Consider the following 21,033-nt stretch of genomic DNA (forward strand, 5'->3'; position numbering starts at 1 on the left):
GGGGGCGCGGGCATATGGGGCTTCTGGGGGGCGGACATTGCGCGAGAACTCCTGCTTAGGTGATTGACCGGCGGTCCCGGCTCCGGCACCACTCGCTTCATGACGCGGTTTGATCATCTTTTCCAGCATGGGCTGGAGGAACTGGCCGAACAGGGGCGTCTCCGGACGCCGCGCAGCCTTCAACCCAGAGCCGATGGCATTCTGGAGCGAGAAGACGGCACCCTTCTGGTTGATTTTTCCTCCAATGATTATCTTGGTCTGCGGGCGCACCCGCTGCTGCGGGAGCGCGCTCTGATCTGGGCCGGGCGATACGGAACTGGCTCCGGCGCATCCCGGCTGGTGACAGGTACAGCGCCCGGCATGGTGGCGCTGGAAGCCCGGCTTGCCGCATTGAAGGGGATGGAAGCGGCCTGCATTTTTTCTTCCGGCTGGCAGGCGAATGCGACTCTGGTGCCAGCCCTTGCCCAGATCTCGCTCGCTGCGACGGGGGCACCGCCTCAGGTTATGGTTGATAAATTTATTCACGCCAGCCTCTATCATGGCTGTGCTGCAGCGGGCGTGCAGCCGGTGCGCTTCCGGCATAATGACATGGCGCATCTGGAAAGCCTGCTGCGGAAGGCTGATGGTCCGGGCCTGAAGATCATCCTGACAGAGAGCGTCTTCAGCATGGATGGGGACAGAGCGGACATGGCGGCTCTGGGCGTACTGGCCCGCCGGTATGATGCCTTGCTGTGTGTGGATGAAGCTCATGCCACCGGTATTCTGGGGCCGGACGGGAAAGGGATCGCGGACGGACAGGCGGATGTGATCATAGGCACCTTCAGCAAGGCGCTGGGGGGGATGGGGGCATTTATTGCCTCATCTTCCGCGCTGTGCCGCTGGCTGGTGAACAAAGGGTCCGGTTATATTTATTCCACAGCGCCCTCTCCGCTGGTGCTGGGGGCGGTGGAGGCTGCGCTTGAGCTGTTGCCGCAGATGGAAGCCACAAGGCAGCATGTGGCAGCATTGGCGGAGCGGTTCCGGCAGCATATGAAGGCTGTGGGGCTGGAGACTGGCCCATCCTCCACCCAGATTGTCCCGGTTGTGGTAGGGCGTGAACAGACCGCACTCGCGCTTTCGCGCAAGGTGGAAGACGCCGGTTTTCTGGCAATTGCCATCCGCCCGCCTACGGTGCCGCCGGGAGGGTGTCGCCTGAGGGTTGTGCTGCACGGGAATCACACGGCAGCGCAGGTTGATCAGCTTGCTGAGGTGTTGTGTGCGGCGGTGGCGGATTATCCTGTAGGCGAACGGCCATGACTGCGCCGCAGCTGCTTTTTGTGCATGGCTGGAGCTTTGGGCCGGATGTGTGGAAGCCAGTCTTAAAGGCACTTGGCCAGCCCGAGGCCTGTCTGCCGGACCTTGGATATTTTGGGGCCTCACAGCACGAGGCGCAGAGACAGGTCGAGGCTCTGCGGAGCGGCCCACATCCTGTTCTGGCTGTGGGGCATTCTCTGGGGTTTCTCTGGCTTCTTGCGCGTGGAAACTGGCCAGAGGGAAGCCGCTTTCTCGGTATCAACGCCTTTGGGCGTTTTGCCGCCGGGGAGGGGTTTTTACAGGGTATTTCCCCGCGTGTGCTGACACGGATGCAGGCGGGGCTGATGCGGAATCCGGCTCAGGTGGTGATGGATTTTCGGGTCCGCTGCGGAGCAGGCCCGGTCCCCTCTGAAATGGTGTGTCAAGAGGCCTTGCAGGAGGGGCTGACAGATTTGAGGACGCTGGATATGCGCCCCGTTCTGTCGCGTCTGGCAGGGGTGCCGGGTGCGGTCAGTATTCTGGCCGGAGGGCAGGATCCGATTGTCAGCCCGGACATGACACGCGCCTCCTTGCCGCCAGACCTCCCGATCAGCTGGCAGGCAGAGGGAGGACACATGTTGCCACAGACGCACCCCGATATCTGCGCCGAGGCCATCCGGCGCATGACCCTACAGATGCTGGAAAATTTATGACTGACTGTTCTGCCCATTCCCGACAGACCCGTATTCAGCACAGTTTTGATGCTGCTGAAGGCTATGACGCGGCGGCACTGCTGCAACGTGTGGCGGCGCGGCGGCTGTTTGACTTGTTACAGTTCCGGCTGGCCGGCAAAGCGCCACGCCGTATTCTGGAAGTGGGATGTGGCACTGGCTTTCTGACGCAGATGCTGCATGACACGTGGCCTGAGGCTGAACTGATTGCGACAGATATTGCCCCCAAGATGCTGGAACGTGCCCGCAACCGTGTCGGGAAGCGTGTGCAGTTTTGTGAGATGGATGCCGCGCGCCCTGATGTTGCGGGCTCGTTTGATCTGATTTGCGGCAATCTGGTCTTTCAGTGGCTGGCCGAACCCGCCGCTGTTCTGCAAACACTGGCCGAGCGCCTGACGCCCGGTGGCGTGATTGCGGTTTCAACCTTGCTGGATGGCACATTTGCGGAATGGCAGAATGCCTGCGCGGCAGAAGGGCTTGTGGCAGGCACGCCGGAGTACCCGGAAGCCCGGACCGTGCAGGGGTGGCAGCCCCGCCTGTGTGCGGGGCGGTGGGTGGCGGAGCGCTGTGTTCAGCCTTTTGAAAGCGGACTCGCCTTTGTGAGGCATCTGAAGGCAACCGGAGCGTCCGTCCCGCGGGAGGGTGTCGCGGCGTTCTCCCCGGCAGACCTGCGGCGGGTGATGGCACGCTTTGATGCGAGCGGCGCTCTGGCTACCTGGCATCTGGCGTACGGCTGTTTTCAAAAACCTCTAAGAGCCGGGGTGTTTGTCACCGGAACGGATACCGGCGTGGGGAAAACGCTGACGTCTGCCTGCCTGGTGCGGGCATGGAACGCCCTGTACTGGAAGCCTCTGCAAAGCGGGCTGGCGGATGAAGAAGGGGATACTGCGACCGTTATAAAACTGAGTGGTTGTCTGCCGGAGGACTGTATTCCTCCCGCCGGAGCCTATCAGGCGTCTCTCTCCCCCCTTGCCGCAGCACAGGCAGAAGGGGCGGAAATTGACCCGGCCCTTCTGGCTTTGCCGTTGCAGAACCCGGAACGCCCGATGGTGGTGGAAGGGGCGGGCGGCCTGATGGTGCCTGCCACGGATACGCTGATGATGCTTGATCTGGCAGAACGCTGGGGGCTGCCGGTGGTGCTGGTTGCTCGCAGCGGGCTGGGTACACTCAACCATACGTTGCTCAGTCTGGAGGCCATGCGGGCCAGAGGTCTGGCTGTTGCCGGGGTGGTGCTGAGCGGGCCACTCAACCCTGAGAATCGCAAAACGATTGAAGAAAAAGGGCAGGTGCGGATTCTAGCTGAATTGCCACAACAGGAGGCTGTTACACCGGAGACGGTGCGCACGCTGAGCGGGCTCATTCCCTCATGGGATGCCGTCTGTGGAGGCAGGGAGAGTGTGTGAGTGAGAAGGAGGGCGTGATATCAAAATCACGCCCTCCTTCTCAGGTCTGGTCTCAATCCTTGCGTCTAAGACATGTCGCTTGGTGAGGTTGCCGCACAAGCGGCGCTTTAGTGATACTGGCGGATCAGCCCAGCCAGACGCCCCTGAATATGCAGGCGCTCCGCCGGGACAATCCGCGTTTCATAGCGTGGGTTGGCGGGTTCAAGCGCGATCGTGTTGCCTTTACGGCGCAGGCGCTTGAGTGTGACTTCACTATTATCAATCAGCGCCACGACAATCTGCCCGTTCTCGGCGTCTTCCGTGCGGCGGATGATAACGTGGTCGCCGTCCATAATTCCGGCCTCAATCATGGAATCACCAGTGACTTCCAGAGCGTAGTAATCGCCTGAGCCAACCATATCTTTGGGGATATCCAGAAAGGTGTCGGTCTCGGCCATTGCCTCAATGGGCAGACCGGCGGCAATGCGGCCATAAAGCGGGATTTTTAGTGCCGCTGTCTGCGGGCGGGAGAAATCACCGCGCACGACGTTGGCGGGGAGAGTCTCGGACGCAGGCATGATTTCCGGCAGGTGGATGACTTCCAGCGCACGGGCGCGGTGATGATGGCGGCGCAGAAAACCGCGCTCCTCCAGCCCGGAAATCAGGCGGTGGATACCGGATTTGGAGCGCAGGCCCATGGCCTCTTTCATCTCATCAAAAGAAGGAGAAAAACCCGTCTGCTTGAGGTGGGAATCAATAAAAAGAAGCAGTTTGTGCTGTTTGCGCGTCAGCATTGCGGCACCCCGGAGCAGATGATCGTTTTTGTATTTATAAGACTTTGTTCTACATAAGTTCTCTTTTTGGGTCAAGGGGTTATTCGGTCATATCAAAAGCGCTTCTGTATTTTTTGCGGGGCCTGTAAAGTTGTGGAACAGAAGGGTCCGTTGCGGGCCTGTTGCTTTGCAGTATGGCGATTTAAGCGGGTGGCGGTTGCTATTGGCCACAGGACCCGGAGCCGTTCTTTCAGCCGGTAGCATAGTAATTTTGAACAGGTTTTGTGTTTAGAAAAATTATCACAGTTCCGGCAGCGTTCTGCGCCTGCCTGACCCTGAATGTGGCTCCGGCCGGAGCGCAGGATGCACAGTCTGGCGAGGATGCGTTCAGTTTTAAAGACCGTCTGACGCAGGACTGGGGCGGTGTGCGCCGTACTCTCGCTGAGCATGGTGTGGATTTTCAGCTCACGGACCAGAATGAATTCTGGGCTATTCCGGTTGGCGGAAGCCAGCCCTCCAATAATTATATCGGGGTGACGACGGGCCAGCTCTCGCTGGACCTTGGCCGTCTGACGCATCTGCCGCTCGGCACTCTCGGGATCAGTGGCGTGGATATTCGCGGGCATCCCTTCAGCAATCAGCCGCTGTATGTGTTCAATCAGGTCTCGGGGATTGAGGCGGATATCAATCTCCGGCTTTATGAGGTCTGGTATGGTCAGACCTTTGATCATGACAAGCTGGACCTGCGGCTTGGCAAGCTGGACCTCAGCCATGATTTTATGGGGAGTGACGGCGCTCAGCAGTTCATGAACGCCTCATTTTCCTGGCCTATGGTGCCGGATAATAACCTGTATGATCAGGGGCCTGCCGCACCGCTGGGCACGCCTGCACTCCGGCTCAAATATGCTCTGTCCCATGACTGGACGGTTCTGGCGGCGGTTGCGGATGATAACCCGATCGGGGCCAGTTTCCTGAATGAGGCAGATCCGTGGAACCAGAATCAGGACCCAAGTGGCACCCGGTTCCATTTTGGCACCGGCGTGCTGATGTTTCTGGAAGCGCAGTACCACACAAAGCTCTGGGGGCGGGACGGCACCTATAAGCTGGGCGGCTATGGGGATACGGGCCGCTTTCCGGATCAGGCCGATTCTTCTGTGCGGCATAAAGGCAACTGGACTTTATATGCTGTGGCGGATCAGGAGCTTGCCAGCCTGTCTGGCGTGCAGACGCTCGCGGGCTTTGTGCGGGCAACATGGGCCCCCCCTGCAAATCGTAACCAGATTGCCAATGCTGTGGATGCGGGGCTTGTGCTCAACGCGCCCTTCCAGCGCGCGGATGATGTGCTGGCTCTTGGCTTTGGTTATGGCGAGGCCAGTCCTGTACTGCGCCGTGCAGAGCGGCGCGCAGGGACGCTGGCCCAGCATGCGGAATACCATCTGGAACTGACGTACCAGTTTCAGGCTACACGCTGGCTGCTGATCCAGCCTGATTTGCAGGGGATGCTCTCACCCAGCGGCGGGGTGCTGGATACCGCAGGCCGCAGGGTGAAAGATGAAGCGATTTTTGGGCTGCATTCCAGCGTGTCGTTCTGAAAGGCCTCAGGGCAGGCGCAGAATACGGCAGGGTGTTCCGGCTTTATCTGCCGGGGCAAACGGGGCGCGGATCAGAAGAGCCTGACTTTGGGCAAAAATATTGAGCTGAGCGGAATCCTGTGAGCTGAACGGAGTGGCAAGCGGAAGCTGTCCGTCAGCCTGCGGAGTCAGGCGGCACCGCACAAAATCCTGCCGCTGATCATTTTCCGCGATATCCGACCCGAGCAGGGCGGGTTCTGTTTCCATTTCATCCGGAACAGGCAGCCCCAGCAGCTTGCGCAGGGCCGGGGCAATAAACACCAGACTGCATACAAGCGCTGCCACCGGATTACCCGGCAGGCCAATAACGGGGGTGTGGCCAAGCTGGCCGAACATCAGCGGCCTGCCGGGACGCATGGCAATTTTCCAGAAGTTCAGATCCAGCCCGTGCGCTTCAAGCGTGCTGCGCACGATATCGTACGTGCCGACACTAGCCCCGCCGATGGTCACCAAAAGGTCCAGCGAATGGGCCTGCCCGATCGCCGCGGAGAGAGAGGCTGCGTTATCCCGTGCGATGGGGAGCAGAAATGCATCTGCCCCCAGAGACTTCAGGAGTGCCACGATCATGAACGCGCCGGAATTGACGATGGAGTCCGGGGCAGCCGGGTCTCCGGGGAGAATAATTTCATCCCCCGTGGCCAGAACGCCTATACGCGGGCGGCGGGATACGGGGAGCCAGATATGCCCGCCTGCGGCTGCCAGCCCGATATCCCGCGGGCCAATGCGTTGACCGGCGGGAACCAGAATGTCGCCTTTACGGAAGTCCTGCCCCTCGGTGCGGATAAATTGTCCTTTGCGGCCAGCGCTGAGCAGGGTTGCGTTATTCCCTTCGCGCCGCACGTTTTCCTGAATCATGACCATGTCAGCCCCGGCGGGGATCTGGCTGCCGGTAAACAGGCGCAGGCAGGTGCCTTTTTCCACAGTCAGGCTCGACGGATGGCCCGCAGGGGCTTCACCGATAATGCGCAGGGATACGCCTTCCTGCGCGTCTTCCGCTCGCAGGGCATAGCCATCCATGGAGGAGATGGAGACGGGGGGATTGGAGAGGCGGGCCGTCAGAGGGGATGCCAGCACACGGCCGCAGCCATCGGCCAGTGAGACGGTTTCCAGGCCACAGGCAGAGAATTTTTCAAGGATTCGGGCACGTGCAACAGCCACATCCAGCATGTTTTTTTACTCCTTTCGGCTATTCCCACGCCTGAATGATGCAAGAATGCTTGACGTTTGGCTCTTGTATGCGCATTTTGCCGGCACTTGAACACCACCCGACCACGTTTCTGGCGTGGTGCCGGGTTTAACGATGCTCTGCTGAGGAAGCTATGGCCAAGACCAATGTTATCAAAATCCGTCTCGTTTCCACGGCGGACACCGGTTACTTCTACGTCACCAAAAAGAACGCCCGTGCGCACACCGGTAAGATGGAACTGAAGAAGTACGATCCCGTTGCGCGCAAGCACGTCGTCTTCCGTGAAGCGAAAATTAAATAATCTCTCCCTTCCCGGGTAAGAGATTTAAAAAGGCGGCTCCCTCTGGGGCCGCTTTTTTTATGCCTGCTTGCTCGTTGCGCTCTGGGCCGGGCAAAGAAAAACCCCGCCAGACGAGGGTCTGCGGGGTTCTGGCTGCTCGTGAGACTGGCGCTTAGTAAAGCGGGTCATGCCGGTCATACGGCACAACGATATCGTTCTTATCGGCCAGATTGAGCATGGCGCGGGCGCGTTCATCCAGCGTGTCATTATCCAGAGACTGTTCCCGCAGGCCATTCACGCGCCGCTTCCAGGCAATCTGTTCGGCTGAGGCATCCTGCTGGGCCTGTTTTGCCTGATCCAGCAGGAGAAGCTGCTGCTGATAGGCTTTCATCCCGTGGTCACCCTGCGTAGCGTTCCAGCCGAAATAAACCGCAATGCCCAGAAAAACGGTAGGGGGAACAATGGCGCGCACAGCACGTCTGATAAAGCGGCCTATCTTCACGGTTTTAGCGTCCCTCTGCCCCGGAAAGTGTCATTCTGGTCATATCTTTATGTCTAAACCATGAAGTTCTGGACAGGAAGCTCTCTCTGCTAACGCAGACATAAAAAAAGCCGCGCTCCGGAGAGCACGGCTTTTCAACGGGTTCGACCCTTAAAAAAGGTGCCTTACTCAGGCTTTCAGGATGGAGCGGCCAGCATACTGTGCTGCGGTCGCCAGTTCCTGCTCAATCCGGATAAGCTGGTTGTATTTTGCGGTTCTGTCAGACCGGGAGAGAGAGCCGGTTTTGATCTGACCGCAATTGGTCGCCACGGCCAGATCCGCGATGATGGAGTCTTCCGTCTCACCGGAGCGATGGCTCATAACGGCTGTGTAGCCTGCTTTATGGGCGACCTCGATCGCTTCCAGCGTTTCCGTCAGCGTGCCGATCTGGTTGACCTTCACCAGAATGGAGTTGCCGACACCAGCCTTGATGCCACGACGCAGGCGCTCAGGGTTGGTCACGAACAGATCATCCCCAACGAGCTGCACTTTTTTGCCAAGTGTTTCCGTCAGGAGAGCCCAGCCTTCCCAGTCGTCTTCCGCCAGACCGTCCTCAATGGAGGCAATGGGGTAACGGCGGGTCAGATCAGCCAGCCAGCTGACCATATCGCCGGAATCGAAGGTCTTGCCTTCGCCCTTCATGATGTATTTGCCATCACGGAAGAACTCGGTGGAGGCGCAGTCCAGCGCAAACGTCACATCTTCACCCGGGCGGTAGCCTGCGGCTTCCACGGCGCGGGTAATAAAGCCCAGAGCTTCATCAGCCGATTTCAGGGCCGGGGCAAAGCCACCTTCATCCCCGACATTGGTGTTATGGCCCGCAGCCTGAAGCGCCTTTTTCAGATGCGTGAAAATTTCTGCACCCCAGCGAATGGCATCGGATTCCGTCGGCGCGCCGACCGGCTGAATCATGAATTCCTGAATATCAATCGGGTTATCGGCATGTTCGCCACCATTGACGATATTCATCATCGGGACGGGCAGGGTGTGGGCAAAGACACCGCCAACATAGCGATAAAGCGGGATTTCAAGTTCAGCCGCCGTGGCTTTGGCAACGGCCAGAGAAACGCCGAGAATCGCATTCGCACCCATGCGGCTCTTGTTGGGGGTGCCGTCCAGATCAATCATCGCATTGTCGATATCAATCTGATCGGAAGATTCGGCGCCCTGAAGAGTCGGCAGAATTTCGTTTTCAATGTTTTCAATGGCCTGAAGAACACCCTTGCCGCCAAAGCGTTTGGGGTCCTTGTCACGCAGTTCAACGGCTTCATGCGCGCCGGTGGATGCACCTGAGGGGACAGCAGCTCGGCCTTTAGCGCCTGAGGCCAGTTCCACATCCACCTCAACTGTCGGGTTTCCGCGGCTGTCCAGAATTTCACGCGCGATGATATCGACAATGGCACTCATAATTTCTCATTCCCGTTTCAGGCTCAGGCGACCTGGGCTGGCCCAGATGCGTTGTTTTTCTTCTTGCTTCAACGAAACGCGGCGGCGCGCGTTTCCCTGTAGTTGCTAGTGGCAGCCTCTTGGGCTTTTCTGTCAACCAGTTGACGACCTGAAACCGTGCAGAGGAGGCACGCCCGAGGCTCATGAAGAGACTACCGTTTGTGGCTGTGGTGCTGGCAATAGCGGGGCTTATCCCCCTGATTCTCTGCGCGTGCGGGATCGTATTTTTTTCATCCGGCGTGCCCATCCCTAATCTGATGATGGCGTTTGTTTCCTACTGTGCCGTGTCTCTGGCCTTTTTCGGGGCAGTGCACTGGGGGCTGGCGCTGGAGCCTGCGCCCGTCATTGTGACGAGCCGGGCGGACCGGACGGATATCACCCGCCTTGTGCTGGGCGTGGTGCCGGCTTTTGTGGGCTGGGTTGCCGCTTACACGGCTTTTGCGTGGATGCCTGTGGCAGGCGTTGCGATTCTCGCGGTGGCGGTGCCGCTGCTGGCGTTGCTGGAACGGCAGGGCTGGCGCACGGGCGCTTTGCCAAGCGGCTATATGGGGCTGCGCTGGATTGTCACGGCGATTACGGAATGTTGCCTGCTGGTGGTGCTTGTCGCGCGGCTCTTCTAGGCAGAGGGTGTGAAGAGGGCGGGAACAAGAGTTTGATGATACAGGTCTTTAGTCTCGCTCCGTTCTTTTGTTATAACATGAAAGCCCGGATGGAACGGTCGGGTGGACATGGAAGGATTGGATGAGCATGCACAGCACTCCGCGCATTCTGGTCAAAGGTGCCGGTGTTGCCGGTATGACGGCGTCTGTCACGCTGGCCGAGCGCGGCGCGCAGGTCACGCTTTACGAGTCCGGAGGGCGGATCGGGGCCGGGGCATCATGGATGGCGGGAGGCATGCTGGCCCCCTGGTGTGAGGCCGAGTCAGCTCCCCCAGAGGTGACAGCGCAATCCGTCGATTCCGCGGACTGGTGGGCCGCGCATGTGCCCGACGTGGTGCGGGCAGGGAGTCTGGTGCTGGCTCCCCCGAGGGATGTGGGGGAGATTGCCCGGTTCGGGCGGCGTACATCACATTTTCAGACGATCGGCACTGAAGAAATTGCGTCTCTTGAGCCGGATCTGGCTGGCCGTTTCCATAAAGCGCTGTTTTTTGCGGATGAAGGGCACGTGGACCCGCGCAAGGCTTTGCTGGCACTCGGCCGGACGCTGGAGGCTCTGGGCGGCACGGTTGTGCTGGACGGCGCACACGCTCCTGATGAGGGGGCATTTGACTGGATTGTGGATTGCACGGGGCTGACCGTCGGCAACACCGTCTCCGCCCTGCATGCCCCTTTACGCGGCGTGCGGGGGGAAATGCTCCTGCTGCGGTGCCCGGATGTTGTGCTGCACAGGCCGGTGCGGATGCTGCATCCGCGTATTCCCATTTATATTGTGCCGCGGGCTGACCATGTCTTTATGGTCGGGGCGACCATGATTGAGAGCGAGAACGCGGGCGGTATGACCGTGCGCTCCATGACGGAATTGCTGAATGCTGTCTGGACGTTGCATCCGGGGTTTGCGGAAGCAGAAATTCTGGAAATGGGCACCGGGTTGCGTCCGTCTTACCCCGATAACATGCCAGCCGTGGTGCGGGACGGGCGGCATATTTATATCAACGGGATGTACCGGCACGGATTTCTGCTCTCCCCCGCGCGGGCGCGGGAGGCGGCGGACATGATTTTTGAGGCATCGGTTACGGCAGGCTGAACGCGGTTGCTCCACAGGGGGAACGTGCGTTAGTCCGGCAGCGGAGTTTGAAGGGGAACACCCATATGCAGATCGTGGTCAATGATGAAGCTCATGAGGTCTCAGCCAAAACTCTGGCGGCTCTGATTGATGAACTCGGCTACGGCGGGGCACGGGTTGCCACAGCCATGGATGGTAGTTTTGTGCCGGTGCCCTACCGGGCCAGAACTGTCCTGCGGGATGGGGCGCGGATAGAAATTGTTGCCCCCATGCAGGGAGGGTAAGACCCTATGACCAAATCTTTCTACGGCACGGAATTGTCCTCGCCGCTCATGCTCGGCACGGCGCAATATCCCTCTCCCGATATCCTGCGCGATGCCGTCAGGGCAGCCCGGCCGGGTGTGGTCACGGTTTCTCTGCGGCGCGAATCTGCCGGAGAGCGGGCCGGGCAGGCGTTCTGGGGGCTTATTCAGGAACTGGGTGTGCCGGTTCTGCCCAACACGGCCGGGTGCCATACGGTTAAGGAGGCCGTCACGACGGCCCATATGGCGCGTGAAGTGTTCGGCACGGACTGGATCAAGCTGGAAGTGATCGGGGAGCTGGATACGCTTCAGCCTGATGTGTTCGGGCTGGTGGAAGCCGCCCGCGTGCTGACGGAAGACGGCTTTAAAGTCTTCCCCTATACCACGGAAGATCTGGTGGTGGCCGAGCGCCTTCTTGCCGTGGGGTGTGAAGTGCTGATGCCGTGGGGCGCGCCGATCGGGTCCGGCAAGGGGCTGAACAATGTGTTTGGCCTGCGGGCCATGCGGGCGCATTTCCCAGATGTGCCGCTGGTGGTGGATGCGGGCATTGGCGTGCCCTCCCACGCGGCGCAGGCGCTGGAACTGGGGTATGACGCTGTGCTGATTAATACCGCTGTGGCCAAGGCCGGTGACCCTTCGCTGATGGCTGAGGCCTTTCGTTTTGCTGTGCAGGCGGGCGTTCTGGCCCGCACGGCTGACCCTATGGAAGAGCGTGATATGGCTGTTCCTTCAACCCCCGTTGCCGGAAAGGCTCTGCTGGCATGACCTCTCTCCCGCAGAAAATTTATCCTGTTGTTGATACCGCGCTCTGGGTGGATCGGCTGGGCGGTGCTGGAGCACGTTTTATCCAGCTTCGCGTCAAAGACCGCTCCCCGGAGGATCTGTTAGCGGAAATTCGCGCAGCCCATGCCTTTGCAAAAAAGCACGGTGTCTGTCTGGTGCTTAATGATTACTGGCAGATCGCTATCGCTGAGGGGATTGATTACCTGCATCTGGGGCAGGAAGATCTGGATACAGCGGACCTTGAGGCTATTCGCAAGGCGGGTATCCGGCTTGGTCTCAGCACCCACAGCCATGAAGAACTGACCCGCGCACTGGCCTGCAAGCCGGATTACGTAGCCCTTGGCCCCATCTGGCCGACACGGCTGAAAAAAATGCCGTTTGGCCCGCAGGGCACAGAGCGCCTGACAGAATGGAAAGCCCTGATTGGCGATCTGCCTTTGGTTGCCATTGGCGGGATTACGCTTGAGCGCCTGCGCCCCTGTCTGGATGCCGGGGCGGATAGCGTGGCCGCTGTGTCTGATTTCACGCAGCATGCGGACCCGGAAGGGCAGGTCAAAGCCTGGCTGGCGGAGGCCGACCGCCGGGCCTGACCTGCGTATTGGCAGTTTCTGAGGGGAATAGCCTTGTTAGCGTGACTCCGGGGTGTTTTGCTTCTGCTGTTCGTGGCCACATTCATCCTGTGCCGCTCCGGTCAGCCACCAGAAAAAATACGGGCGGCATCAGTTTTGTTGAACAGAAGCAGGAGAACTCTGGCGGATAGCGGCAGGGAGGGGGCGGCATCTGGCTGAGTGGTCTCGGGCAGAAGTTTTTCTGCTTCCGCGTGCGCCGTTTCCAGCAGTATATCGACCAGAATTTCCGGGGCCATCCGGTATTCAGGCAGGCCGGACTGGCGGCGGCCCGTCATGTCGCCTCCGCCGCGCAGGCGGAAGTCTTCATCGGCGATCAGAAAGCCGTCTTCCGTCTCGCGCAGGCAGGTCAGCCTGCGGCGGGCTGTCAGGCCCAGACCTTCATCATGCAGCATGAGGCAGTAGGACGCAGCGGACCCACGGCCCACACGCCCGCGGAGCTGGTGGAGCTGCGCCAGCCCGAAGCGCTCGGCATGTTCTATGACCATGATGGTCGCGGTGGGCACATCCACGCCCACTTCAATGACAGTCGTTGCGACCAGAATTCGGGTTTTGCCCTGTGCAAACTCCTGAAGAGCTTCTTCGCGCATGTTGGCGTCCTGCCGCCCGTGCGCCAGCCCGACAATCTCGCCAAACCGTTCCAGAAGGGCTGCCTGCCGGGCTTCTGCCGCCGCAATGTCCAGAGCCTCACTTTCTGAGACCAGCGGACAGACCCAGAAAATCTGGGCACCTTTGCTCAGCGCCCGCGCCAGCCCGTCAATGACCTCATCCATCATGCTGATGGTGTGCAGAGAGGTGCGGACCGGTTTGCGGCCAGCCGGTTTGCCGTCCAGACGGCTGATCTGCATATCGCCAAAACGGGTAATCAGCAGGGTGCGGGGGATGGGGGTTGCCGTCATGACCAGCATGTCCGTGGCCGGTCCTTTTTCCACCAGCGCCAGACGCTGCTCCACGCCAAAGCGGTGCTGTTCATCAATCACCGCCAGCCCGAGGTCCGCGAACTTTACAGTCTCCTGCACCAGCGCATGCGTGCCGATGACCAGCTTTGCTGTGGCGTCCTCAATCTCCAGCAAGGCTTTTTTACGGGCCTTGCCTTTGACTGAACTGGAGAGAAACGCCACAGGCACGGGGGAGAGCCGGGCAAAGGTTGCGGCATGCTGGCGGGCCAGAATTTCCGTGGGTGCCATCAGTGCCCCCTGTGTTCCGGCTTCCACCGCCCGCAGCATGGCCAGCAGAGCAACGAGCGTTTTTCCGGCTCCCACATCCCCCTGCAACAGGCGGCTCATGCGGTAGGGGGCGGCCATATCCGCTTCAATTTCAGCCAGAGCCTTTTTCTGGCCGGGGGTTGGCGCGTGGCCAAACGCGGCCAGTGCCTGCCGTTGCAGGTGGCCATCGCCCCTCAGGCTGCGGCCGGGGCGGGCGCGGGAGGCTTGCAGGGCAATCCGCGTGGCAAGCTGGTCTGCCAGAAGTTCATCACAGGCCAGACGCGCCTGCGCGCGGGTTTGCTGCGCCCGCCATGCGTCTCCGCTGGCACTGTCCGGAATACGGTCGGGGGCGTGCATCCATGTCAGAGCCGTTGGGAAATCCGGCCAGTTTTTTTCCTCAATGAGTTTTGCCTCGTGCCATTCCGGCAGAGCGGCGGGCAGGCGGGCGAGGGCAGCCGTCATGGCCTGCCGGACATGCCCGGCAAACAGGCCCGCCGTCAGTGGCCATACAGGGTCCAGTCCGGGAATACGGTCTGCCGAGCGGGCGGGCAGGAGATAGTCCGGGGAGGTCATGCACAGGCGTTCCCCAAACCGCTCGACCTTGCCGGAGGCGACAATGGATTCGCCCTGCACGACCTTTTCTGCCTGCCATTTGGAAAAAAAGGCGAGTTCAAGCTGCCCGGTGCCATCCGTCAGCGTTACGCGCCAGGGCTGGCGTGTGCGGGGCGCTGGTTGACGGATATCCTGCACGGTGCCGGAAATGGTTGCGATTGTCTCCGGCCTGAGTTGCGCCAGAGTCGGGCGCAGCCTGCGGTCCACCACGCTTTCCGGCAGGCAGAACAGCAGGTCCAGTACCCGTGTGCCGCCCGCAATCCGGCTTAGAAGCTTTGCCCGTGCCGTGCTGACACCCGGCAGTGTCTCCAGCGGAGCCAGCAGGCCGGACAGGCAGGCGCGGTCAAACGGAGAGGCTGCCGAAGCGGATGTGATAGGCGGGGGGCTGGACACTGGCGTAACAGAGGCCTCTGTTGGCAGGCTGACAGAAGAGAATGCCAAGGCTATAGGACACCAGCGCCATGCAACACAATTCAACCACCACGCTTCCGCCCGAACACGATTCTGAAGAGGCTCTGGCTCTTCGGCGGCGTCGCCTGCAGTTTCGGGCCTCGCATCGCGGCACGTTTGAGACAGATGCGCTGATTGGCGGCTTTGTGGAAGACAACGTCGCGAGCATGAACGCGGCAGAGCTTGGGGACATGGAAGCCATTCTGGAAATTCCGGACCCGGACCTGACAGACTGGCTGTTTGGCCGCCTGCCATTGCCGCCGGAGCGGGAGACGCCCATGTTACGCCGGATGGTTGATGCGTGCCGCGCCAAAGGAGTTGGGATAACCGGATGACGGAAGAGACGAGCGCTGAGGGCCGTATTGCGCCCATCTGGGGCGTGCCTGAAGGGTATGATGCGCTTTTGCTGGCCAGACGGGCCAGAGAACATAAAGGCCCCGTCCTGCATATTGCGCGGGATGATGCCGCAACGGCCCGGCTGGCGGATATGCTGGCCTATGTGGCGGCGGATGTGGAAACCCTGCGGTTCCCGGCGTGGGATTGCCTGCCGTATGACCGTGTTTCCCCCAACCCGGCCATTGTGGCGGAACGCGTTGCCACGCTGACCCGCCTGCTGGAACCCTCCGGGGGGCGGCCGCGTCTGGTGCTGACAACGGTTGGCGCCGTGGTGCAGCGTGTCTCTCCGCGTTCCACGTTTGAAGGCCAGTCTCTGACGGTAAAGCAGGGGGAAAGCCTTGATCAGGCTTTTCTGATCGAACTGCTGGTTGCCAACGGCTACACCCGTACCGATACGGTGATGGAAGCCGGTGAATTTGCCTCCCGCGGGGGGATTTTTGATCTCTTCCCGGCGGGCGCTGCCGAGCCGGTCCGGCTGGATCTGTTTGGTGATGAAGTTGAAAATATCCGGGCGTTTGACCCCGGCACCCAGCGGTCGACTACCAAACAGGATGCGCTGACGCTCCGCCCGGTTTCAGAATTTTCGCTGGATGCCGCCAGTATTTCCCGTTTCCGTACAGGCTGGCGGGATGTTTTTGGCCCGGCTGCGGCGGCTGATCCGCTTTATGAGCATATTTCTGACGGCCGCCGTTATCCGGGCATTGAGCACTGGCTGCCACTGTTTCATGAGCAGCTGGAAACGCTGTTTGACTACCTGCCGGATGTGTCTGTCTCGCTTGATTATCAGGTTGAGGATGTCTTCAGAACCCGGCTGGAGATGATTGCCGACCATTATCAGGCCCGCCGTCAGCCCGCGCGGGAAGGGGAGACACCTTACCGCGCTCTGCCGCCGCATCTGCTGTATCTGGATTCCAAAGGCTGGGAGGCCATTCTCAGCCGTATGCCGGTTGTGGCCTTTAGTCCGTTTGCCAAGCCCGATGGTGCGGCTGGCATGGATGTGGGCGGCCGGCCGGGCAAGATGTTTGCCAAAATCGTCCCCGGTGCCCAGCGTGAACAGGTTTTTACCCTGCTGGGAGACCAGGTGCGGGAGTGGGAGCAGGTTAAGCGCAGAACCTATGTTACCGCATGGACCAAAGGCTCGCGGGAGCGCATTGGCACATTGCTGCGGGAGCATGGTGTTGCCACCCAGAGCTATGAGGACTGGGCCTCTGCCAGCAAAGCCAAACCCGGCTCCGTCGCCCTGCTGACGCTCGGGCTGGAACGCGGTTTTGTGGCGGATGATCTGGCTTTTGTGTCCGAGCAGGATCTGCTGGGGGAACGTATTGGCCGCCCGCCGCGCCGCAGACGCCGCGCGGATGAACTGATTGCCGAAGCCGGGGAAATTTCCGCGGGCGATCTGGTTGTGCATCAGGATTACGGGATTGGCCGGTATGACGGGCTGGAGACAGTCAGCGTCGGCGTTGCTCCGCATGACTGCCTGCGTCTGCTCTATGACGGCGGGGAGAAGCTGTATCTCCCGGTTGAAAATATCGAACTGCTGAGCCGCTTTGGCTCTGATCAGGCCGGTGTGCCGCTGGACAAGCTTGGCGGTGTGGCCTGGCAGGGCCGCAAGGCCAAGATGAAGCAGCGTATCCGGGACATGGCCGGAGAGCTGATCCGCACCGCTGCTGCCCGCGCCCTGAAGGAAGCCCCCGTTCTGGCTCCGGCGGAGGGGCTGTGGGATGAATTCTGTGGCCGCTTCCCGTTTGTGGAAACGGATGATCAGTTCCGCGCCATTGCCGATGTGCTGGATGATATGAGTTCAGGCCGCCCGATGGACCGGCTTGTGTGCGGGGACGTAGGCTTCGGGAAAACCGAGGTGGCGCTCCGTGCCGCCTTTGTGGCCGCCATGTCTGGCGGGCAGGTGGCCGTTGTGGTGCCGACCACGCTTCTGGCGCGGCAGCATTACCGGACTTTTGCCGCACGGTTTGAGGGCTTCCCCATCAAGGTGGCGCAGTTGTCCCGTATGGTGACGGGGAAGGAAGCCACCGCCGTACGCAAGGGGCTGGCGGATGGGTCCGTCAATATCGTCATTGGCACCCATGCGCTTCTGGCCAAGACGGTACAGTTTGCCTCGCTGGACCTGCTGATTATTGATGAAGAACAGCATTTTGGTGTGGGCCATAAGGAAAAGCTGAAGGCGCTGCGGGAGGACGTGCATGTGCTCACACTCTCTGCCACGCCGCTACCGCGCACATTGCAGCTCTCCCTTTCCGGCGTACGTGAGATGAGCCTGATTGCCACGCCGCCAACTGACCGTCTGGCTGTGCGCACCTTTATCATGCCGTTTGATAGTGTGGTCATTCGTGAGGCCATCCAGCGTGAGCGCTTCCGGGGTGGGCAGATTTTCTGTGTGGCACCCCGCATCGAGGATCTGGACCGTCTGGCCGAGCGGCTGAGCACCATCGTGCCGGATGCCAAGGTAGTGCAGGCGCATGGCCGCCTGACGCCAACCGACCTTGAGCGGGTGATGACGGAATTCTCGGACGGCAAATATGACATTCTGCTCTCCACCAATATTGTGGAAAGCGGGCTGGATATGCCCGCGGTCAATACGCTGATTATTCACCGGGCCGACATGTTTGGCCTTGGGCAGCTTTATCAGCTCCGGGGGCGTGTGGGGCGCGGCAAGCAGCGTGGTTACGCCTATCTGACATGGCCGCAGACACATACGCTTTCTGCCTCTTCCGAAAAGCGGCTGGAAGTGATGCAGACGCTGGATACGCTGGGTGCGGGCTTCACGCTGGCCTCGCATGATCTGGATCTGCGCGGGGCCGGGAACCTGCTGGGGGACCAGCAGTCCGGCCATGTGCGGGAAGTCGGGATCGAACTCTACCAGCAGATGCTGGAAGATGCGGTGGCCGACCTCCGGAATGAAACCAGCCGCAGGCGGGCGGAAGATCGCGACTGGACGCCGAATATTATTGTCGGTCTGCCAGTGCTGATCCCCGACGCCTATGTGCCGGACCTGCCGGTGCGGCTTGGGCTGTATCGCCGTATCAGTGGCCTTGGGTCAGACGCAGAACTGGAAGCTATGGAAGCCGAACTGGTGGACCGCTTTGGTACGCTGCCACCAGAGGTAAAGAACCTGCTCGATATTGTAGACCTCAAGCGCCTCTGCCGCGCCGCAGGTGTGGAGCGACTGGAAGCCGGCCCCAAGGGCATGGTGCTGCAATTCCGCAATAACAGCTTCAGGAACCCGGCGGGGCTGGTGCAGTGGATGGGTCGCTGGAAAGATGGCGCTGTCCGCCTGCGGCCAGACCATAAAATGGCGGTGGTGCGGGAGCTGACCAACACGCAGCGGATCGACCTTGCCCGCCGTGTGCTGCGGGATCTGGTTAAGCTGACAAAGAAGGTCGCGGCGGAGGCAGCCTGAGGCGGCTTTCCGCCTTCCGCTTATTCGGCGGCGTCGTCATCAGGGGCTGCGTGCGGGTCCGGGTGAAGCGGAATGCCGCGTCGGCCCAGTGCTTCCTTGAGGAGGACTTCAATCTGGGCATTCACGCTGCGCAACTCGGCGGCTGCGCAGCGGCGGACGGCAGCCAGTAACTTAGGGTCAAGCCGCAGCGCGAAGGCGGCTTTCTCCGGTCCGCGCGGTCTGCCCCTGCGGTTGTATTCCGTCACGAATACAGCGTGCCTGCGTTGACAACAGGGGTGACGTCTCTGTCCCCGACCAGAACAACCAGCAAATTAGAGACCATGGCGGCTTTCCGCTCGGCGTCCAGTACTCCGTCAAGGCGCTCTTCAAGTTCGTTGAGCGCCTGCTCGACAATATTGACAGCGCCAGATGTAATGGTGCGGCGGGCGGCGATAACGGCACTTGCTGCCTGCTTGCGAAGCATTGTTGCGGCAATCTCAGGGGCGTAGGCAAGGTGGGACAGACGTGCGTCCTGAACAACCAGCCCGGCCAGCGCCATCCGTTCCCGCAGATCAGCGGTGAGAATAGCCGTCAGACGGTCTCCTCCATCACGCAGCGAGAGAACGCCGCCTTCTGGCAGGGGGAGCGGCTCTGTCTGCCGTGCGGCGTGGCTCTGTGCGTATTCATCTTCATCATAGGGGTAGCGGCTGGCGAGGCTGCGCAGGGCCGTCTCTCCCTGTGCCGTCACGTAACGGGAATAATTTTCCACATCAAAGATCGCGCGGGCAGCCTGCTCCACCCGCCATGTCAGCACCATGCCGATTTCGACGGGATTGCCAGAGGCGTCATTCACTTTCAGCGGACCAATCTCCTGCGTGACCAGCCGCAGCGTGACGCGCTTGCGCAGAGCAAACGGGTTAATGAACCAGAAGCCATCCCGGTTCAGGGTTCCTGAATATTTTCCAAGGAATGTCAGTACAGAGGCTTCATTGGGTTGCAGGGTTACAAACCCACGCAGCAGGATGGCTGCGGCCCCCCAGAACAGGACTGTGCCCGCGACCCCAGCAGGCGTCTCTCTGGCCGCAAGCTGGCAGACCAGACCTCCCGCACCGAGGATGAGGACAACGCCCGCACCGACAAATCCGGAGAGCGCCCATGGTCTGGTTTCTGTCGTGCTCATTGTCAGATCATTCCCTGTTTTCTGATATATTAATGATATCAAAAAAATAGGCCGGCAAACAACGCCATTCAGAGGGAAGGGGGCAGGGATTCCCGTAAATCCCGAAAAACCTGCCCCTCCGGTTTGGCTTGTAACGCTCAGTGCAGAGGGAGCGGGAACCCGTTTACTGTCAGCACGCCGCCCTGCCAGACCGTATTCCACACATTCACATCGTTCTGGGCGTGGCTGACCAGCCGGGCGAGCACGAGTCCGGCGGCCAGCTTCATCTGTCTGGCATCACGGGCTTTTTCAATCAGCGCTTCCAGATTGCTGATTTCCAGATGGCCGGAGGCCGTGGTGGCGTTGACGTCACCCGTGAGGGTGGCCGTGCCGTTGCCTTTGAGGTGCACGGTGTCCCGCACCGCATCAAAGCTGGAAATGGTGACATGGACCGCAGGGGCAGCCGAGGCCCGGCCCCCGATGGCAGCCATCAGTGCAGGAAGCTCGGACGCCGGGAGAGAGAACGCAGCAGAGGCGGAAGAGGGGAGCAGGGCCTCATTGCTAATGCCCTGAAAGCTCATGCCGGACAGGGCCAGCGTGGCTGCACTGGTATGGGCCGATGTGCTACCATCGACCTTGAAATGCGCTGTGCTGCTGTTCACGCGGCTGGAGCCGTGGGTCAGGACCGCATTGGTCCATGTAATGTCATACCCGCCGCCTGCTTTAAGAGTCGCCGCGGCGATTTTCCCCTGCTGGGCCAGCCAGTCCGAGCACGCGGTATTGTGACGCCCCGTGATGGCGGACATCAGCAGGAGCGAGGCGGCATCCGCCTGATCATGCGCAGCCTCGGCGGTGCCGCCCGTCAGCGTCATTTTGCTGGCGGTCAGGCCACCGCTGTCGTCTGGTGCGTGCACCACCACGTTTTCATACGTCACGCCATGCGCGCTGTCCTGCGTCGCACCGTGCGTAATCACGGCGCAGGTGGCCGGAGGGGTTGCGGCCTGTGTTGTCCGGAGCGGCACAACGGCGGCGCAAAGACCAAGGCTCATAAGTATGAGACCAGCGGGGGAAGGAATGGTGTTGTGTTTCATTTGATCGTAAAGGTGGCGTAAGCGGGTGCCGGGTGCAATCGGGATCTTAAG

20 protein-coding genes are annotated in these 21,033 nt (G+C 60.6%); 12 read left to right on the forward strand and 8 right to left on the reverse strand.

Annotated elements, in window-relative coordinates:
* Nucleotides 1-99 precede the first annotated feature (99 nt).
* Genes JK199_RS05050 through bioD form a run of 3 tightly spaced genes read left to right on the forward strand, consistent with a single transcriptional unit; the run spans nt 100 to nt 3,406 of the window.
* Nucleotides 100-1,296 (forward strand): aminotransferase class I/II-fold pyridoxal phosphate-dependent enzyme, encoded by a 1,197-nt coding sequence (locus tag JK199_RS05050; RefSeq protein WP_212374253.1) that lies wholly within the window; start codon nt 100-102, stop codon nt 1,294-1,296.
* On the forward strand, nt 1,293-1,985 hold the full coding sequence (locus JK199_RS05055) for an alpha/beta fold hydrolase (RefSeq protein WP_212374255.1): 693 nt from the start codon (nt 1,293-1,295) through the stop codon (nt 1,983-1,985). The genes JK199_RS05050 and JK199_RS05055 overlap by 4 nt, the downstream gene beginning before the upstream one ends.
* The gene (gene bioD / locus JK199_RS05060; protein ID WP_212374257.1) at nt 1,982-3,406 is read left to right on the forward strand and encodes a dethiobiotin synthase; all 1,425 of its coding nucleotides are present in this window, start codon (nt 1,982-1,984) and stop codon (nt 3,404-3,406) included. The genes JK199_RS05055 and bioD overlap by 4 nt, the downstream gene beginning before the upstream one ends.
* A gap of 107 nt (nt 3,407-3,513) precedes the next feature.
* Here the strand turns inward: bioD and lexA are convergent, their stop codons facing one another.
* On the reverse strand, nt 3,514-4,179 hold the full coding sequence (gene lexA / locus JK199_RS05065) for a transcriptional repressor LexA (RefSeq protein ID WP_025827829.1): 666 nt from the start codon (nt 4,177-4,179) through the stop codon (nt 3,514-3,516).
* Nucleotides 4,180-4,442: 263 nt separating this feature from the next.
* Here lexA and JK199_RS05070 point away from each other — a divergent pair, with 263 nt between their 5' ends.
* Nucleotides 4,443-5,750 carry a carbohydrate porin gene (locus JK199_RS05070; protein ID WP_342356290.1) on the forward strand — a complete coding sequence of 436 codons (1,308 nt, stop codon included), beginning with the start codon at nt 4,443-4,445 and terminating at the stop codon, nt 5,748-5,750.
* Nucleotides 5,751-5,756: 6 nt separating this feature from the next.
* Here the strand turns inward: JK199_RS05070 and JK199_RS05075 are convergent, their stop codons facing one another.
* Nucleotides 5,757-6,956: a molybdopterin molybdotransferase MoeA gene (locus JK199_RS05075; RefSeq protein ID WP_212374259.1), complete on the reverse strand. Its 1,200-nt coding sequence runs from the start codon at nt 6,954-6,956 to the stop codon at nt 5,757-5,759.
* A gap of 152 nt (nt 6,957-7,108) precedes the next feature.
* On the opposite strand from JK199_RS05075, the gene rpmG reads away from it, so the two are divergent.
* Entirely contained in the window at nt 7,109-7,276 is a 168-nt protein-coding gene (gene rpmG / locus JK199_RS05080) for a 50S ribosomal protein L33 (RefSeq protein WP_003623017.1), read from the forward strand.
* A gap of 151 nt (nt 7,277-7,427) precedes the next feature.
* On the opposite strand, the gene JK199_RS05085 is transcribed toward rpmG, so the two are convergent.
* Nucleotides 7,428-7,757, reverse strand: a complete 330-nt coding sequence (locus tag JK199_RS05085) for an FtsB family cell division protein (protein ID WP_086655292.1) — start codon at nt 7,755-7,757, stop codon at nt 7,428-7,430.
* A 168-nt stretch (nt 7,758-7,925) separates the two neighbouring features.
* Entirely contained in the window at nt 7,926-9,203 is a 1,278-nt protein-coding gene (eno, locus tag JK199_RS05090) for a phosphopyruvate hydratase (RefSeq protein WP_212374261.1), read from the reverse strand.
* A 182-nt stretch (nt 9,204-9,385) separates the two neighbouring features.
* Between eno and JK199_RS05095 the strand changes: the two genes are divergently transcribed.
* The 5 genes from JK199_RS05095 to JK199_RS05115 all read left to right on the forward strand — a co-directional run bounded on the left by JK199_RS05095 (nt 9,386) and on the right by JK199_RS05115 (nt 12,639).
* The gene (locus JK199_RS05095; protein WP_212353623.1) at nt 9,386-9,862 is read left to right on the forward strand and encodes a DUF3429 domain-containing protein; all 477 of its coding nucleotides are present in this window, start codon (nt 9,386-9,388) and stop codon (nt 9,860-9,862) included.
* A 127-nt stretch (nt 9,863-9,989) separates the two neighbouring features.
* Nucleotides 9,990-10,985: an FAD-dependent oxidoreductase gene (locus tag JK199_RS05100; RefSeq protein ID WP_212374263.1), complete on the forward strand. Its 996-nt coding sequence runs from the start codon at nt 9,990-9,992 to the stop codon at nt 10,983-10,985.
* A 65-nt stretch (nt 10,986-11,050) separates the two neighbouring features.
* Nucleotides 11,051-11,248, forward strand: coding sequence for a sulfur carrier protein ThiS (gene thiS, locus JK199_RS05105; RefSeq protein WP_025828820.1), 198 nt, complete (start codon nt 11,051-11,053; stop codon nt 11,246-11,248).
* Nucleotides 11,249-11,254: 6 nt separating this feature from the next.
* Complete coding sequence (locus tag JK199_RS05110) at nt 11,255-12,031, forward strand: thiazole synthase (protein ID WP_212374265.1); 777 nt, start codon at nt 11,255-11,257, stop codon at nt 12,029-12,031.
* Entirely contained in the window at nt 12,028-12,639 is a 612-nt protein-coding gene (locus JK199_RS05115; protein WP_212374267.1) for a thiamine phosphate synthase, read from the forward strand. Before JK199_RS05110 ends, JK199_RS05115 begins: the two co-directional genes overlap by 4 nt.
* 101 nt (nt 12,640-12,740) lie before the next feature.
* On the opposite strand, the gene recG is transcribed toward JK199_RS05115, so the two are convergent.
* Nucleotides 12,741-14,885, reverse strand: coding sequence for an ATP-dependent DNA helicase RecG (gene recG / locus JK199_RS05120; protein WP_212374682.1), 2,145 nt, complete (start codon nt 14,883-14,885; stop codon nt 12,741-12,743).
* A gap of 68 nt (nt 14,886-14,953) precedes the next feature.
* Here recG and JK199_RS05125 point away from each other — a divergent pair, with 68 nt between their 5' ends.
* Entirely contained in the window at nt 14,954-15,277 is a 324-nt protein-coding gene (locus JK199_RS05125) for an FAD assembly factor SdhE (protein ID WP_212374269.1), read from the forward strand.
* On the forward strand, nt 15,274-18,753 hold the full coding sequence (gene mfd / locus JK199_RS05130; RefSeq protein ID WP_212374271.1) for a transcription-repair coupling factor: 3,480 nt from the start codon (nt 15,274-15,276) through the stop codon (nt 18,751-18,753). The genes JK199_RS05125 and mfd overlap by 4 nt, the downstream gene beginning before the upstream one ends.
* 20 nt (nt 18,754-18,773) lie before the next feature.
* Here mfd and JK199_RS05135 read toward each other — a convergent pair whose 3' ends face one another.
* From JK199_RS05135 to JK199_RS05145, 3 genes are all read right to left on the reverse strand, one after another.
* Nucleotides 18,774-18,998 carry a hypothetical protein gene (locus JK199_RS05135; RefSeq protein WP_212374273.1) on the reverse strand — a complete coding sequence of 75 codons (225 nt, stop codon included), beginning with the start codon at nt 18,996-18,998 and terminating at the stop codon, nt 18,774-18,776.
* The gene (locus JK199_RS05140) at nt 18,995-19,912 is read right to left on the reverse strand and encodes an SPFH domain-containing protein (protein WP_212374275.1); all 918 of its coding nucleotides are present in this window, start codon (nt 19,910-19,912) and stop codon (nt 18,995-18,997) included. The genes JK199_RS05135 and JK199_RS05140 overlap by 4 nt, the downstream gene beginning before the upstream one ends.
* Before the next feature lie 137 nt (nt 19,913-20,049).
* On the reverse strand, nt 20,050-20,940 hold the full coding sequence (locus tag JK199_RS05145) for a hypothetical protein (protein ID WP_212374277.1): 891 nt from the start codon (nt 20,938-20,940) through the stop codon (nt 20,050-20,052).
* Between the last annotated feature and the right edge of the window lie 93 nt (nt 20,941-21,033).

The sequence above is a fragment of the Acetobacter persici genome (assembly GCF_018256955.1).
In the GTDB taxonomy this organism is placed as follows: Bacteria; Pseudomonadota; Alphaproteobacteria; order Acetobacterales; family Acetobacteraceae; genus Acetobacter; species Acetobacter persici.